Origin of the sequence: Silvibacterium acidisoli, assembly GCA_022870745.1 — a bacterium.
Lineage (GTDB): Bacteria > Acidobacteriota > Terriglobia > Terriglobales > Acidobacteriaceae > Silvibacterium.
In genome coordinates, this window is the sequence record CP085323.1 from 2,586,764 (window position 1) to 2,601,820 (window position 15,057).

Sequence of the window (15,057 nt, forward strand, 5' to 3'; positions counted from 1 at the left end):
CCCGCGTTTATTGGGCCGCCGGAGAGACGGCGGGAACCTGTTCCACCAACAGGGTGTACCCGCGCAGACCGATGACGCGGACCCGCATTCCCTGTTCCACAGGAGATTCTGATTCCGCCTGCCAGAGCTCGCCGTGGATGAGAATCTGGCCGGATGGGTCGAGCGGCTGCTGGACGATACCGATTTTGCCGACGAGGGCCTCCGCACCGGTGAAGACCATTTTGGCACGCCGCGCGCGAAGGGCTATGCGCACCAGGAAGACGGTGATGAGTCCGAAGGCCAGTCCACAGGCGATAGCCGTTGCCGTGTGCACGCGCAGTTCGGGAATGGGCCCGTCGACCAGCGTAAGCGTCCCGAAAACGAGTGCGATGATGCCCGCACCTGCGAGCACGCCGTGGCTGGGGATTTTGGCCTCGACCAGGAGCAGCGTAAATGCGGCGATCAGAAACATGATGGCCGTATAGTGCACCGGAAGCAGGTTCAGGGCAAAGAGTCCAGTGACCAGCAGCAGGGTTCCCAGGGATCCCGGAATGATGGTGCCCGGCGCGTTGAACTCCAGGTAAATGAGCAGGCCGCCCATGATCAGGATCAGCACGGCGAGGTTCGGATCCATCAACCGGTCGAGAATCTGCTCCCTCAGGCTCGGCTGGAAGCGGATGAGGCGGCCGTGAGCCGTATGCAGCGTTTGCGTCTGGCCGTCAAAGCGCTGGATTTTGCGTCCGTCGAGCAGGTTGAGCAGGTCGTTGTCGTTGGCGGCGATCAGGTCGATCACATGCGATTCGAGAGCTTCGCGCTCGGTGTACGACTTCGAATGCAGCACGGCATCCTGCGCGGCATCGACATTGCGGTTACGGCGTGCGACATAGGAGCGCAGAAAGGCCGTGGTGTCATTCTCGAGCTTCTGCCTCATCGTATCGTCGAGCTTCGCGCCTTCGACGACCGGGTGCGCGGCGCCTGCATTTGTTCCGGGGGCCATTGCCGCGACATCCGCTGCCTGCAGCAGAAAGAAGCCTGCAGACCCGGCGCGGCTGCCTGATGGCGAGATGTAAACGATCACGGGAACGGGCGAGGCGAGAATCTTGCCGACCATGGTGCGGGTGGCGTCAAGCAGGCCGCCGGGGGTATTCAGCGTAACCAGCACAGCTTCGTCGCGATCCTCGGCGGCGCGGGCAAGGCCACGCTCCAGGTACTCTTCGCTGATGGGCTGAATGGTGTCGTTCAGATGCAGAACGAGAATCGCGGGTGTTACCGGCTGTGTCTGGGGCAGGCATCGCCCGGTAACGATCGCCAGGATCGCGATCAGCAAAACCGGTACTGCCGCTCTCAGCTTCATGGAACCTGCTGTCCTCTTGCTTCCAGAGCCTGCTTCATTCCGCGTGCATTGGCGTTTGCCGGTTCGAGGTGCAGCGCCTGGCTGACTTCTCCGGCGGCGGAAGGAAGCTGGTTCGCAGCGAGATCGAGCCGCGCAAGCAGTAAGTATGCCGGAACATTAGGCGAAAGTGAAAGAGACTTCTGCGCCTCCTGCCGTGCGGTGGCGGTGTCGCCGCTGTGTTCGCGTACCTGCGCGAGGCCTGCATGCGCCAGGGCCGTATTGGAATCGGCGGCCAGCGCGGACTGGTAGCGGCGCTCGGCTTCGAGCGTAAGGCCGCGATTCAGAAACTGGTCGCCTTCCTTCACCAGTGCCTCTGCCTGTTGCTTGGGTGCCATGGTAGCCATCCTCATGGCCTGGATCTGTTCGAGCTCATAGGCTGCCTGGCGAAAACCGGTCTCATTATAGGAGCGCTTGATGCGCTCGAGCGGCAGATTGTCGTCAGGAATGGCCTTGCCGGGGTCAGGATTCACCTTCACCGACGCGGGATCCTTAAGCGTAGTGGCGAAAGTCTGTGCTTCGGAGTCATTCGGACGCAGCTTCAGTGCCTGGTCGATCTCACGGATGGCGCCCGGAATATCGTTGCGGCGGCGCAGGGAGACGGCGAGATTGAAGTGATAATCCTCGTCCTTGGGGTCGGCGGCACTGGCCTGCTGGAAGAGTGCGCTGCCGTCACGCTGGCGGCGGCTCGCGGCAACTCCCTGGTTATTGACGACTTCCGGCAGAGGCAGGCGAACGCGGACAAAGGCGAAGGCGTCTTCAGCCTTGAGGTAGTTCGCCGTGTAAAAGAAGGCGAGTCCCCGGTAGAAGTCGGCTTCGAGGGCATTGGGGTCGTCGGCAGAGAGACGCCCGAAGGTTGCCGCCGCGTTGTCGTACTCCTGGTTGGCGAAATAGGCACGCCCCAGCGCCACCCAGGCAGGTGAAAAGGTCGGGCTGATGCGTACGGCATCGCGAAGGTTCGATACGCGCTCGGCTGGTGCCTCGGCGATGGTGCCGCGGATGTATTTCTCGAAGGCATCGACGCGCAGCGTTGAGTCGGCAGCCAGGAAGGTCTGCTGGGCGATCTCGAAGGACGGATTGAGCTGCCGCGCCACCTGCCAGGCCAGTCCGTTAAAGCTGGTGAGCAGGCTCTTGAGATCGGAATCCTGCGTGATGGCGGTGCTCAGCTTCAGTGCCTTCACGTCAAGTACCTGGGTCGTGGTGGTGAGACGTCCGTTATTTACTGTGTAGTAGCCGAGAACGACCGAGTCGGCGTCGAGATTTTGCGCGATGCGGATGGTGGTGGCGTGCGACGGCTGAAAGTTCAGCGGCAGCCCGAGATGATCGAGTGCATAGAGACGGTCTCCACGGCTGATGGTCAGGAACCCGGCCGACTCCAGGCGGCGATTCAGAACGTCGGCGGCGCCTTCGCCGATCCAGTCGAGGTTGGCGTCAGAAGAGCGATTCTCAAATGGAAGAACCAGCAGCAGCTTGCCGTGCGCCGATATCTCCATGTCCGAACGTTGAGCCGAAGCGAGGCTCGCGGGCAGCAAAAGAAGGACGAGAAATAGTCGTAGCCGGAAAAAGTTGCGCACAAGCCGGATTATAGTGGGCTTCTCACGGAGCCATCAGCTTCGCTTCCTGCGGGCGATTGAAATGCAGCACCGCTACCCACTGGCCTTTCTTTGCTGCACGCCATTCCACGTCGCCGTCCAGCAGGCGGGCGACCGCTTCCGGCGCAAGGTCGTGATGAAAGTCGAAAAAGCGCCGGTCGAAGGCTTCGTTTCTCTGGCCCAGGCTGAAGGGCAGGTGCGGCGGGTCGTACTTGGTGGAGAAAATCAACGCGACAGTGTAGGGCTCAGGGCTCTGGGCTGCTTTCTGTATCTGTTCGAAGGTGAAGTTGTCGATCGCGACAACCGGAACGGCGCTCGACACATAGCCAAGCTCCGGCTTGGTCAGCTCGTCGCTCACCGGCCACGCCGTCAGCACGGTCGCATGCGGATAGTGCTCAAGAACCTGCGCGATGGCCGACTGGTGCAGGCGAATAACATCCGCATAGGCGAGGTTATCTTCCGGAGCGAATCGGTAGGGCGGATTCACAAGGAGTCCGGTGACAAAAGCCACCGCGCTCAGTCCGGCCAGTAACACCCAGGATTGAAAACGCCTGTAAAAAGTGTGCACGCAAAACAGGATTACCAGCGGATAAAGCGGCAGCAGGTAGCGGGTAAGCAGCGCGCCGCCGAGAACAGAAAAGGCAGCGAGATTCACCAGCAGAACGACACCGAAGATGGCCAGCGTGGAAGCCGGGAACGCCGCGCGCGGTTTGCCATAGGGATCTTCGACGACGGGCAGTATGGCGCAGGCCGCCGCCAGCAGCGTCAGCACAAAAAGATTCATGTGCGCGGTGACGTGCAGCAGGCGATGCCCGAAGGCCAGCAGAATGCGCAGCGGAGTGAGCGTCGCCGTGGCGTTGTAGCGCAGGTACTCCGGGTTGCCGAAGACGAAGCCGGTATGGACCTTGTGATACAGGTACCAGCAGGCGAGCGGCACTACAGGCAGAAGCAGCAGCGTGCCCCGGCGAATGTTCTTTGACAGGCGCAGGCCGCGCGCGATCTCCCAGAGCGCGATGGCAATCGGCGTGACGATCGAAGTCTCTTTCGCCAGCGCCGCGAGCGAGAAGCAGAGAACAGCCCACCAAATTCCCGCAGTGGTCAACTCCAGAAAGAAGACCAGCGCCCAGAGCGTCGCTGCGGCTGCGAAGAGATCGGCGTGGGCAAGCGAGCTCTGCGCAAAGAAGATGGGATAAATGGCGGTAAGCAACACGCTGGCCCACGCTACCGATGCTCTTCCCGCAGTAAGGCGGCCAAGTGTCCAGACCGCGGTCAGTGCGAGTGCCGCAACGCCACACATCGCGATGCGTGTGACGACTGGAGCAAAGCCGAAGAGCTTCCATGCGGCCGCGAGACAGATGGAAGGCAGCGGTGGATGGGCGTTCGAAAGCGTGCTCCAGGGAATAAGCGAGCCATTGCGGAAAAAATCGAAGGCGGCGGGGATGTAGTAGCCGGCCTCGTCCCAGTAATAGGGCAGGTGCAGCAGCGGCCAGTGCGCAAGGGTGACGGCTGCCCAGAGGGCCAGCAGCGTCAACGCAAATCGCCGGAAAGAAAGCGTGAAAGATGGACCGGACACGGGTCAGTGTATCAAGCCGAAGAGCGGGGCCAAGAATGGCTCCGGTCAGGCATTCCCCGGATCAATTATCTTAGAAACGACATGTGGCGCGGCTTCCAGATGCTGTTCAATGACGAAACGGGGAACACCCGCCGCAAGGTCGTGGGCATTTACGCGCTGCTGATGGCCTTCAACGCCGGTGCATGGCTCTGGGCTGTCGTCGCCTTTCATCGTTTCCCCGTCATGCTGGGCACGGCCCTGCTGGCATACAGCCTTGGGCTGCGCCACGCGGTCGATGCCGATCACATTGCCGCCATCGACAATGTCACCCGCAAGCTCATGCAGGAGGGCAAGCGCCCCATTGGGGTGGGGCTGATGTTCTCGCTGGGTCATTCGACCGTGGTCGTGCTCGGTTCCGCCGGGTTGGCCAGCGCGGCGTTTCTGCTGCAGCATCGCATGGATGGCCTGCGGCATATCGGCGGACTGGTCGGCACACTCGTCTCGGCCTTCTTCCTGCTGGCAATGGCGGTGGTCAACCTGGTGGTCCTGCGCTCGGTCTATCGGACGTTCGTACGCGTGCGAGCGGGCGCTCCCTATGTGGATGAGGATCTCGACCTGCTGCTTTCGGGACGCGGATTCCTCTCGCGGATCTTCCGGCCGGTCTTTCGCATGATCCGCTCCAGCTGGCACATGTATCCGCTTGGCTTTCTCTTCGGCCTTGGCTTCGATACCGCGACGGAGATCGGCCTGCTCGGCATCTCGGCTTTGGAAGCCTCGAAGGGAATGCCTATCTGGTCTGTGCTGGTTTTTCCGGCGCTCTTTACCGCGGGCATGTCTCTGGTCGATACGACCGACAACATCCTGATGCTCGGAGCCTATGGCTGGGCCTTCGTGAAGCCGATCCGCAAGCTCTACTACAACATGACGATCACGGCCGTCTCGGTGGTGGTGGCGCTGGTCGTCGGCGGCATCGAAGCGCTCGGGCTGGTCGGGGACCAGCTGCACCTGCGCGGTCTCTTCTGGGAGACCATCGGCAAGCTCAACGACCACTTCGGCGTACTCGGTTACTTCATCATCGCTTTGTTCGCGCTCAGCTGGATCATCTCCATCGCCATCTACAAATGGCGGCGCTTTGACGATATGGAAGTAGGCGCATAGTTCTGCCAACCACTCAAAACCAATAGAATGGATCTATGAAGGCTCTAGTAAAGGCACACGCGCGGGAAGGGCTCTGGCTCGAAGACATTCCGGAACCGGTGATCGGCATCAACGATGTCCTGATTAAGGTCCGATACACCGGGATCTGTGGAACCGATGTTCATATCTACCAGTGGGACGACTGGGCAAAGAGCACCATCCCGGTCCCCATGGCGATCGGCCACGAGTTTGTAGGCGAGATTGCCGAAATCGGCTCGAATGTGACCGACTTCAAGGTGGGCGATATCGTCAGCGGTGAAGGCCACACAACCTGCGGACGCTGCCGAAACTGTCTCGCCGGCCGCCGCCATCTCTGTGCCTTCACCAAGGGCGTCGGAGTAAACCGTCCTGGCTGCTTTGCCGAATACATCTCCATTCCAATGAGCAACGTGTGGCGCCACCATCCGGGAGTGGACCAGGAAGTCGCCGCGATCTTCGATCCCTTCGGCAACGCGGTGCACACGGCGCTGTCGTTTCCGGTGAATGGTGAAGACGTGCTCATCACCGGTGCAGGCCCGATTGGCATCATGTGCATTCCGGTTGTGAAGTACGCGGGCGCGCGCCACGTGGTGATCACCGATCCCAACCCCTACCGCCGCGAACTCGCAAAGAAGATGGGCGCGACGCTGGCCGTGAATCCGATGGAGACGTCGCTGGCAGACGTGCAGAAGGAACTCGGCATGGTCGAGGGCTTCGATGTTGGCCTCGAAATGTCTGGCAACGCAGCCGCAATGCGCGACATGATCGCCAACATGTGCCACGGCGGCAAGATCGCCATCCTTGGCATTCCTGCGAAGGAGATGCAGACAGACTGGCGCCCGGTGATCTTCAACATGCTCACCATCAAGGGCATCTACGGCCGCGAGATGTTCGAGACCTGGTACAAGATGAGCGTGATGGTGGAGTCGGGCGTAGATATCTCGCCGATCATCACCCATCGCTTCAGCTACAAGGACTGGCAGAAGGGCTTCGACGCCATGATGTCGCAGGAAAGCGGCAAGGTCGTTCTCGACTGGACGAAGATTTAGGAGATCGCATGTACGGACGCTTCCAGCAGCACGCAGCCGACAAGCTGAAAGAGATCGCCGCAGCCGGGCTACGCAAGGACGAGCGCGTCATCGAAGGACCGCAGCAGGCGGAGATCGAAGTCGCAGGCGGCAAGACGCTTAATCTTTGCGCGAATAACTATCTCGGTCTCGCGAATCATCCCGAGATTGTGAAGGCCGCGCAGTGGGCTCTCGACGAATGGGGCTATGGACTCGCCAGCGTGCGCTTCATCTGCGGCACGCAGGCGATTCACAAAGAGCTTGAGGCTAAGATCAGCAAGTTCCTCGGCACCGAGGACACGATCCTTTACGGCTCCTGCTTCGACGCGAACGGCGGTCTCTTCGAGACGCTGCTTGAGGCCGAAGATGCCGTCATCTCCGATGAATTGAACCACGCCAGCATCATCGACGGCGTTCGCCTCTGCAAGGCCAGCCGCTTCCGCTACAAGAACGGCGACATGGCCGACCTTGAAGCAAAGCTGAAAGAAGCAGCCGGCGCACGTTTTCGCCTGATCGCGACCGATGGCGTCTTCTCGATGGATGGCTACATCGCAAGGCTCGATAAGATCTGCGATCTGGCCGAGAAGTACGACGCGATGGTGATGGTCGACGACTCGCACGCGGTGGGCTTTGTCGGCACGCACGGACGCGGCACGCCCGAGTATTGCGGCGTCGAAGGCCGCATCGACATCATCACCGGCACGCTGGGTAAGGCGCTGGGCGGCGCCAGCGGCGGCTACACCAGCGGACGCAAGGAGATCATCGATCTTCTCCGTCAGCGCTCGCGGCCCTATCTGTTTTCGAACTCGCTGGCGCCGACCATCGCAGCGGCCTCGATGAAGGTCCTGGAGCTCGTCGCCGAGTCGAACGAGTTGCGCGACACACTGCGTGCCAACACGCAGTACTTCCGCGAAGCCATGACCGCCAACGGCTTCAACATCCTGCCCGGCGAGCATCCCATCGTCCCGGTCATGCTGGGCGACGCGCAGCTTGCCGTGAAGATGGCGCAGATCCTGCTCGGCAAGGGAATCTACGTGATCCCGTTCTCGTTCCCGGTTGTGCCGCACGGCAAGGCGCGCATTCGCACGCAGATCTCCGCGGCGCATACGCGCGAGGAGCTGGAGTTTGCGGTCAAGGCCTTCGCGGAAGCGAAGACCGAGATGGGAATCTAGCCTAATCCAAGGGTTGTGATCCCCTCTTAGAATTGTCATCCCGAACGCAGTGAGGGATCTGCACTTTTCGCCCGAGAGGCAAAAGCAGATCCCTCACTGCGTTCGGGATGACAACTTTGAAGCTATAGCCAGGCACGGGCTAAGACTGAGCGGCAGCGACTTCCTTCACCTTGTAGCCGCTCATCGCGAAGTACAGCACCACGGCATAGCAGACCATAGGCACCAGAAAAGCCATGCGGATGTTGGTCGCATCGGAGATGAGCCCCATCAGCGGTGGAAAGATCGCGCCGCCGATGATCGACATCACCAGCAGCGAAGCGCCGCGCTTGGTGAAAGGGCCAAGGTGGCGGATGCTGAGGGCGAAGATCGTGGGGAACATGATCGAATGGAAGAAGCCCAGCAGCACAATGCCGATCAGCGCGATCTCCCCATGCGCAAACAGCACCAGCGCACCTGAGCCGAGACAGCCTATCGCGAAAGACATCAACATCGACGGCGGCTGGATGCGCTTCATCAGCGCCGCGCCGCCGAAGCGGCCGATCATGAACGCGATCAGGTGCGCCTTGAGATAGTTCGCCGCATGCGCATCGCTCGTGCCCGGATAGGTGTGCTCGACGAAGCGAATCACAAAACTCGCCACACCCACCTGCGCTCCGATGTAAAAGAACTGCGCCATTACTCCCTTGAGCAGGTGCGGAAAAGCGCGCACGCCGGGAAAGCTGGCCGCGTCGCCTTCGAGTTTGCCTTCCTCCGTCTTCTCTTCTGAAATGACAGGCAGTTTGGCTTTTAAGATGAGCAGCGCCATCGCCACGAAGACGGCCACGATCACCATGTATGGCCCGCGCACCACGTCCGCGGATTCGCCCTGCGCGCGTACCCGCGACAGAATGAAGATCGATCCGATAAACGGCGTGACCACCGCGCCGACCGCGTTGAACGATTGCGCGACGACCAGCCTCTGCTCAGAAGATTGCGCTGGTCCAAGAAAAGTGACGTAAGGGTTCGCCGAGACCTCGAGGAACGACTGTCCGCAGGCCATGATGAACAGCCCGGTGAGGAAGATCCAGTAGAGATGCACGGTGGCCGCGGGGATAAAAAGAAAAGCTCCGGCAGCGCAGATCAGCAGGCCGCAGACGATGCCGCGCTGGTAGCCGATCTTCTCCATGAGCCTGCCCGCCGGCCAGGCGGCGAGAAAGTATCCGCCAAAAAACGCAAGCTGCACGAAGGACGATTCGAAGTCGGTGAGGCGAAAGGCACGCTTGAGGTGCGGAATCAGGACATCATTCAGGTTGACGCCGATGGCCCACAGAAAAAACAGGCTGACGATCAGGCAAAAGGGAACGAGGTACTGGCGGTTGGTGAGTGGTCCGCCGCTCTGTTGCGAGCCGGATGAAACGCGCGCGATTTCCATCGAGAGAAACGATCTCCGCTGAGTAAAACTGTTTTGGCGCCTCGGACAGAATACTCTTTAGAAGAAGGTCTGCATCAGGTCCACGATCTGGTAGCTGTCATCCACCACCGCCAGCCACCGCCATTTGTCGAAGGTGAGGCAGGGGTGGGAGATATCGAAGGCCAGCATGTCGCCCACGCGCAGGCCGTCGCCCGCGGTGATCTTCATAAAGGCGTGCTGGTCCATCATCTTGGTCACTTCCCATTGTGAAGACGCAGGCTGCGGCGCAGCGCTGCCCGGGCGATAGTGCAACGCGGGAAGCGGCAGTCCGGCATCGAAGGCCGCATCGCGCTTGCCCATGGCGATGATCGCTTTTTCTGGTTCGGGAATCGACTGCACATAGGCCCAGATCTGCAATGCCGGCTTCAGGCTGGAGTGCATCTTTTTCGCTATGGGATTGCGCTCCAGAATCTTCTGCTGGCTGGTCTTGTAGACGCCGACATCATGCGTCAGGTAGCAGCCGGGACGGAGAACGATTTCCGCTTTGTCACGAAGATCCACCGCAGAAAATTCCTCGGCCACAATGTCATACCAGGCAGAACCAGCCCCGGTCAGGATGGGGCGTTCGCGATCAAAGAGTTTTTTTGCAAGGAGATCGTTTGTAACCGTCACGGCGCGCTGGCAATAAGCGCGGACGGCATCGTCGCTGTCAAGCAGGCCTTCGTAAATCTCCACGCCGCACAATGCGATGCTGTCCTTGTGCGCGGCAATGGCGTCGAGGACGGCCTGCGCCTGCTCCTCGTTGCGAACACCCGTCCGGCCGCCTTCGACCCCCAGCTCCAGCAGGACATTTAAACGAAGCTTGCGCTCTCCAAAGAACGCTGCAAGCTGCTCGACCAGAATGGGAGAGTCGACGAGGCAGAAGAACTCAAATTCAGGGTCGGCAAGCAGGCGGGCAATCAGTGCCATGTTCTGTTTGCCGACTAGCTGGTTCGCCAGCAGTACGCGGCGCACACCGTGCTCGTAGGCGACCGCCGTCTGCTGTGCGGTCGCAAGCGTAATGCCCCATGCCCCTGTCCTGAGCTGCAGCCTGAAGAGCGCCGGCGTCATGGTCGTCTTGCCATGGGGCGCCAGCTGCACGCCGTAGGCAGCGATAAATTGCTGCATCCAGGCTGCATTGTGCAGCAGATTCGCCTGAGAAAGCACCGCCGCCGGCAGGTTCAGGTCTTCGCGGAGCAGGTTCCAGCTGAGAGCTTTCACATCGCTGGCGCTGGCCGGGGACGCGAACTTTGCAAGTGCTTTTTCAAGGGAGCTGATTGGCATGAAAGGACAGCTTTCCTGCGCTTGTAGCGCACACAGCCACTATACCGAATCGCGAGGCCACGCCTCGACGCCGGCCGAGGGCGCGTTTATTGTGGAAGAAAGAAAAATATGTCCTCCTGCGACACAATTCTTCGCAATGTCCGATTGATTGACGGAAGCGGCGCCGAGCCGGAAGAGGCCGATGTCGCCATTGTTGGCGACCGCATTCATTCCATCGGGCGACTGCACGATCTTGCTGCGAAGAATGTCATCGACGGCAAAGGGCTCGCGCTCGCTCCCGGCTTTATCGATGTCCACACGCACGACGACACGAACGTGATCCGCACACCGCAGATGCTGCCCAAGCTCTCGCAGGGCGTCACCACGGTGATCGTGGGCAACTGCGGCATCAGTGCTTCGCCGGTTACGCTTGCGGGCGATCCGCCCGACCCCATGAACCTGCTCGGCAAGGCGGAAGATTTTCACTACCCGGCTTTCGCGGATTACGTAGCGGCCATCGCCGAAGCGAAGCCGTCGGTAAACGTCGCCGCGCTCATCGGGCACACGGCGTTGCGCAACAATCACATGGATCGCCTCGATCGCGTGGCGACTCCGGAAGAAATCGCCGCCATGCGAGCGCAGTTGCAGGAAGCCCTCGACCATGGAGCGCTCGGGCTCAGCTCCGGCCTGGCCTATCTGTCAGCGATATCGGCAACGACCGAAGAAGTCATCGAGCTGGCGCGCCCGCTGGCCGCATCCGGCGCCATCTACACGACGCACATGCGCACCGAGACAGAAGCCATTCTTGACGCCATGCGCGAGGCCTTTCGCATCGGCAACGAGTCGAGCGTTCCGGTGGTGATCTCGCACCTCAAGTGTGCAGGCATCGACAACTGGGGACGCAGCGGCGAGGTGCTGGCGCTGCTCGAGTCGGCCCGCGAATCGCAATCGGTGAACTGCGATTGTTATCCCTACGCCGCCGGATCGAGCACGCTCGACCTGCGCCAGATCGACGAGCGCGTCGAGGTCATGGTGACATGGAGCGTGCCGCATCCCGAGATGGCCGGGCGCACCGTCGCCGACATCGCCAATGCATGGGGCGTCGAACAGCTCGAGGCCGCGCGACGGCTGCAGCCCGCCGGCGCGATCTATCACAGCATCTCCGAAGAGGACATGCGCCGCATCCTGCAGCACGAGGCGACGATGATCGGGTCGGACGGACTGCCGAACGATCCGCTGCCGCATCCGCGTCTGTGGGGAACCTTCCCGCGCGTGCTCGGCCGTTACAGCCGCGAGCTGAAGTTGTTTCCGCTGGCCACGGCAGTGCACAAGATGACGGGCCTGCCCGCGCGCCGCTTCGGCATCGCACAGCGAGGCCTGCTGCGTGAAGGATATTTCGCAGACATGGTGCTCTTCGATCCTGCCCAGATCGAAGACATGGCTACATTTACCGAGCCGGTCCAGCGGGCACGCGGCATCGCCGGCGTCTGGGTCAACGGAGTGTTGTCGTACAAAGGTACAGAGCCGACAGGGCAACGCGGCGGAAGATTCCTGCCAAGGCAGAAGATGGAGAGCGTACAGCAATGAGCATCAAGCGTTATGGAGTCGAAGGCGGCAAGGGAACCGGCGGGCAGCACCTGCCCTTTGCGCGTGCTGTGGAAGCCGACGGATGGCTTTACGTCTCGGGACAGGTCGCCATGGTCAAGGGCGAAGTCGTCGAGGGCAACATAGTCACGCAGTCTCACCAGGCGATCAAGAACCTGCTCGCCATCCTCGAAGAAGCCGGTTACGGAACCGAGCACGTTGTCCGCTGCGGGGTCTGGCTCGACGACCCGCGCGACTTCCAGTCCTTCAACGGAGTCTTCAAGCAGTACTTCGGCGAGAATCCCCCTGCGCGTGCCTGCGTGGTTTCGAGTATGGTGGTGGATTGCAAGGTAGAGATCGACTGCGTCGCTTATAAAGCTCCGAAAGCCTCCTAGTCGCTACGTCCAGATAACAACTTCACAGGAATCGGTGGATCAGCGTAGATGATCGATCATCACAGCATTTTTCTGCTCGCCGCAGCGGCCGCCTCGGTGGTAGCGCTGATTGCGCTGATTGCCGTCTTCAAGCTCAACCCCTTTATCACGCTGCTGCTCTGCTCGCTCGGCCTTGCCATCGCCACGGACATGCCCATGTCGATGATCGTCAAGTCCTTCGAGACCGGCGTGGGCGGAACGCTCGGCCACATCGCCATCGTGGTTGGCCTGGGCACGATGCTGGGCAAGATGATGGCCGAGTCCGGAGGCGCTGACCGCATTGCGCTCACGCTGATTCGCATCGCGGGCGAAAAGCACCTGCCCTGGGCGATGGTCGCCATTGGATTTCTAGTGGGCCTGCCCGTCTTCTTTGAGGTGGGCTTCGTTCTACTCGTTCCCATCGCGTTTACGGTGGCGCGGCGGACGAACTCGTCGCTCATCCGTGTCGGCCTGCCCATGGTTGCCGGGCTTTCCGTGGTGCATGGCCTGATGCCGCCGCATCCCGCTGCCATGCTGGCGGTGACTACCTACGGAGCGGACGTGGGCCGGACGATCTTCTACGGCCTGATCGTCGGCATTCCCGCCGCGATCCTCGCCGGCCCGCTCTTTACGAAGATTATCGAGCCGCATGTTCATCTGCCCGCAGAGAACCCCATCGCCGAGCAGTTCACGGATCGCGAAGAGCGGCAGGACATGCCGGGGTTCTGGGTTGTCGTGATGACCATCCTGCTGCCCGTGTTCCTGATGCTGATCGGCAGCTGGGCCGATGCGCTGACAACTCCCAGGACGCCTCTGAATAACGTCCTGCACCTGCTCGGCAATGCGGATATTTCGCTCGCCGTCGGAGTCTTGGTCAGCTTCGTCGTTCTCGGCAAGATGCGCGGCTTTTCGAAGGAGCAGATTCTCCGCTTCTCGAATGAGTGTCTCGCGCCCACTGCCTCGATTACATTGCTGGTTGGCGCTGGCGGAGGCTTTGGCCGCATCCTGCAGGACAGTGGCGTCTCACAGGCGATTGTCAGCTACTCGGTGAATGCGCATGTACCGCTGCTGGTGCTGGCATGGCTGGCGGCTGCGATGATCCGGCTGGCAACGGGCTCGGCTACGGTCGCCATGACGACCGCCGCTGGCATCGTCGCTCCGATCGCAGCCCACACCGCGGGCGCGCGGCCCGAGCTGCTGGCCCTGGCAACCGGAGCCGGCTCGCTGGTCTTTTCTCACGTCAATGATGGAGGCTTCTGGCTCGTCAAGGAGTACTTCAACATGAGCGTGCCGGAGACCATGAAAACCTGGTCGATTCTCGAGACCATTATTTCGGTCGCAGGACTGCTGTTTACGCTCGGGCTATCGCTCGCCTAAGCAGCGCAGGAGTTGGCGGCACAGCCGATCGGGCGAAGGCAAAGACGCGCCGAGAGCACGACGACCGCAATCCAGAGCAGATCCGCGCCCAGCAAATGCAGAATCTGCATCCACGTGGGCGTGAGCAGAACCACATCAGCAACGCCCAGCGCGTACTGCAATCCGAGCAGGAAGATGACGGACAGGGAGAGCCTCTGATTCGCCTGCGTCCGCAGACCGTTGGCAACCAGCCATAGCAGGAAAATTCCGGCAATGAAGCTCGATGCCGGATGAATCCAGCGCAGGCGGATGAGCCAGCTCACGTGTCCGGCCGTCTGGCCAAAGTCCTGCAGCAGGGCTTCGCGCAGGCTTGTTGCGGGGAAGAGAGTGTCGCCCAGAGCGGCCAAAGATCCGGCCACGCCAACAAAGAGCAGGCAGATCACACCAGTCAGGGCTACTTTGGATGATCGCAGTTCCACGCTGCCACGCATAAATCCAGCGCGCCGAGAGAGAAAGTGCCCGGTAAGCGTAAGCGCTCCGAGCAGCAGCAGGGTATTGGTGAAGTGCAGCGCGAGGTAAACGCCGCGGGAAGCCGACTGGTCGTGAGCGGTCTTGCCCAGCAGCACCAGCAGGGCGCCCAGCAGCGCTTCGTTCAGTATCAGGATCAGCGAAGCGACGACGGCAGCCCGCGCGATGTGTCCCTTGATCGTCCTGCGGAAGACCCAGAAGACCAGCGCGACGACGGCAATCAATGCGATGCCGCTGATGCTGCGGTGCGTGAATTCGATGAGAGTCGCGAGAGTCGGATGGTGCTGTACAACCGTCCCGTTGCAGAGCGGCCAGTGGTCTCCGCAGCCTGCGCCGGACCCGGTCGAGCGGACGGCTGCGCCTTCGAGCACAACGGCGACATTGCAGCCGAGCACTCCCCAGGCAAAGCGCCGCAGCGCCGAGGATGGTGGTTGAAGGTTGGCAGAAGCCGCGAAAACGGGCTCGGTGACGGTATTCACGCCGATGCTCCCTCTCTTGTTTGATTTTAATCCCTGGATAGCGCAACCTATTGGTCTGAAAGGGAATCACTGTCTAA

Annotated in this window: 12 protein-coding genes; 6 read left to right on the forward strand and 6 right to left on the reverse strand. The window is 61.1% G+C overall.

Annotated features, from left to right (window positions below):
- Nucleotides 1–7: 7 nt before the first annotated feature.
- From LJD29_RS10850 to LJD29_RS10860, 3 genes are all read right to left on the reverse strand, one after another.
- Nucleotides 8–1,333: an NfeD family protein gene (locus LJD29_RS10850; RefSeq protein WP_446745777.1), complete on the reverse strand. Its 1,326-nt coding sequence runs from the start codon at nucleotides 1,331–1,333 to the stop codon at nucleotides 8–10.
- Nucleotides 1,330–2,862: a tetratricopeptide repeat protein gene (locus tag LJD29_RS10855; protein WP_446745778.1), complete on the reverse strand. Its 1,533-nt coding sequence runs from the start codon at nucleotides 2,860–2,862 to the stop codon at nucleotides 1,330–1,332. Before LJD29_RS10855 ends, LJD29_RS10850 begins: the two co-directional genes overlap by 4 nt.
- A gap of 103 nt (nucleotides 2,863–2,965) precedes the next feature.
- Nucleotides 2,966–4,492 (reverse strand): ArnT family glycosyltransferase, encoded by a 1,527-nt coding sequence (locus tag LJD29_RS10860; protein ID WP_446745779.1) that lies wholly within the window; start codon nucleotides 4,490–4,492, stop codon nucleotides 2,966–2,968.
- Nucleotides 4,493–4,615: 123 nt separating this feature from the next.
- On the opposite strand from LJD29_RS10860, the gene LJD29_RS10865 reads away from it, so the two are divergent.
- Genes LJD29_RS10865 through LJD29_RS10875 form a run of 3 tightly spaced genes read left to right on the forward strand, consistent with a single transcriptional unit; the run spans nucleotide 4,616 to nucleotide 7,928 of the window.
- Nucleotides 4,616–5,671, forward strand: a complete 1,056-nt coding sequence (locus tag LJD29_RS10865; RefSeq protein WP_446745780.1) for a HoxN/HupN/NixA family nickel/cobalt transporter — start codon at nucleotides 4,616–4,618, stop codon at nucleotides 5,669–5,671.
- Nucleotides 5,672–5,706: 35 nt separating this feature from the next.
- Entirely contained in the window at nucleotides 5,707–6,738 is a 1,032-nt protein-coding gene (gene tdh / locus LJD29_RS10870; RefSeq protein ID WP_446745781.1) for an L-threonine 3-dehydrogenase, read from the forward strand.
- 8 nt (nucleotides 6,739–6,746) lie between these two features.
- Complete coding sequence (locus LJD29_RS10875; RefSeq protein ID WP_446745782.1) at nucleotides 6,747–7,928, forward strand: glycine C-acetyltransferase; 1,182 nt, start codon at nucleotides 6,747–6,749, stop codon at nucleotides 7,926–7,928.
- Nucleotides 7,929–8,067: 139 nt separating this feature from the next.
- Here LJD29_RS10875 and LJD29_RS10880 read toward each other — a convergent pair whose 3' ends face one another.
- Together LJD29_RS10880 and LJD29_RS10885 are read right to left on the reverse strand one after the other, a co-directional pair.
- Nucleotides 8,068–9,339, reverse strand: a complete 1,272-nt coding sequence (locus LJD29_RS10880) for a sugar MFS transporter (protein WP_446745783.1) — start codon at nucleotides 9,337–9,339, stop codon at nucleotides 8,068–8,070.
- A 57-nt stretch (nucleotides 9,340–9,396) separates the two neighbouring features.
- Complete coding sequence (locus LJD29_RS10885; protein WP_446745784.1) at nucleotides 9,397–10,641, reverse strand: amino acid deaminase; 1,245 nt, start codon at nucleotides 10,639–10,641, stop codon at nucleotides 9,397–9,399.
- Between the two features lie 108 nt (nucleotides 10,642–10,749).
- On the opposite strand from LJD29_RS10885, the gene LJD29_RS10890 reads away from it, so the two are divergent.
- From LJD29_RS10890 to LJD29_RS10900, 3 genes are read left to right on the forward strand one after another with little or no spacing between them, the layout of a single operon-like run.
- Nucleotides 10,750–12,207, forward strand: coding sequence for an N-acyl-D-amino-acid deacylase family protein (locus LJD29_RS10890; RefSeq protein ID WP_446745785.1), 1,458 nt, complete (start codon nucleotides 10,750–10,752; stop codon nucleotides 12,205–12,207).
- Complete coding sequence (locus tag LJD29_RS10895) at nucleotides 12,204–12,599, forward strand: RidA family protein (protein WP_446745786.1); 396 nt, start codon at nucleotides 12,204–12,206, stop codon at nucleotides 12,597–12,599. Before LJD29_RS10890 ends, LJD29_RS10895 begins: the two co-directional genes overlap by 4 nt.
- 48 nt (nucleotides 12,600–12,647) lie before the next feature.
- Nucleotides 12,648–13,994, forward strand: a complete 1,347-nt coding sequence (locus tag LJD29_RS10900) for a GntT/GntP/DsdX family permease (RefSeq protein ID WP_446745787.1) — start codon at nucleotides 12,648–12,650, stop codon at nucleotides 13,992–13,994.
- On the opposite strand, the gene LJD29_RS10905 is transcribed toward LJD29_RS10900, so the two are convergent.
- On the reverse strand, nucleotides 13,991–14,980 hold the full coding sequence (locus tag LJD29_RS10905; protein WP_446745788.1) for a COX15/CtaA family protein: 990 nt from the start codon (nucleotides 14,978–14,980) through the stop codon (nucleotides 13,991–13,993). The two genes, LJD29_RS10900 and LJD29_RS10905, sit on opposite strands and share 4 nt — an antisense overlap.
- Between the last annotated feature and the right edge of the window lie 77 nt (nucleotides 14,981–15,057).

Excerpts from the sequence above, each read along its gene's own strand:
- LJD29_RS10855 (WP_446745778.1), bottom strand. The coding sequence starts at position 2,862 with ATGGAGATATCGGCGCACGGCAAGCTGCTGCTGGTTCTTCCATTTGAG.
- LJD29_RS10895 (WP_446745786.1), top strand. The coding sequence starts at position 12,204 with ATGAGCATCAAGCGTTATGGAGTCGAAGGCGGCAAGGGAACCGGCGGG.
- tdh (WP_446745781.1), top strand. The coding sequence starts at position 5,707 with ATGAAGGCTCTAGTAAAGGCACACGCGCGGGAAGGGCTCTGGCTCGAA.
- LJD29_RS10875 (WP_446745782.1), top strand. The coding sequence starts at position 6,747 with ATGTACGGACGCTTCCAGCAGCACGCAGCCGACAAGCTGAAAGAGATC.
- LJD29_RS10890 (WP_446745785.1), top strand. The coding sequence starts at position 10,750 with ATGTCCTCCTGCGACACAATTCTTCGCAATGTCCGATTGATTGACGGA.
- LJD29_RS10850 (WP_446745777.1), bottom strand. The coding sequence starts at position 1,333 with ATGAAGCTGAGAGCGGCAGTACCGGTTTTGCTGATCGCGATCCTGGCG.
- LJD29_RS10880 (WP_446745783.1), bottom strand. The coding sequence starts at position 9,339 with ATGGAAATCGCGCGCGTTTCATCCGGCTCGCAACAGAGCGGCGGACCA.
- LJD29_RS10865 (WP_446745780.1), top strand. The coding sequence starts at position 4,616 with ATGTGGCGCGGCTTCCAGATGCTGTTCAATGACGAAACGGGGAACACC.
- LJD29_RS10900 (WP_446745787.1), top strand. The coding sequence starts at position 12,648 with ATGATCGATCATCACAGCATTTTTCTGCTCGCCGCAGCGGCCGCCTCG.
- LJD29_RS10885 (WP_446745784.1), bottom strand. The coding sequence starts at position 10,641 with ATGCCAATCAGCTCCCTTGAAAAAGCACTTGCAAAGTTCGCGTCCCCG.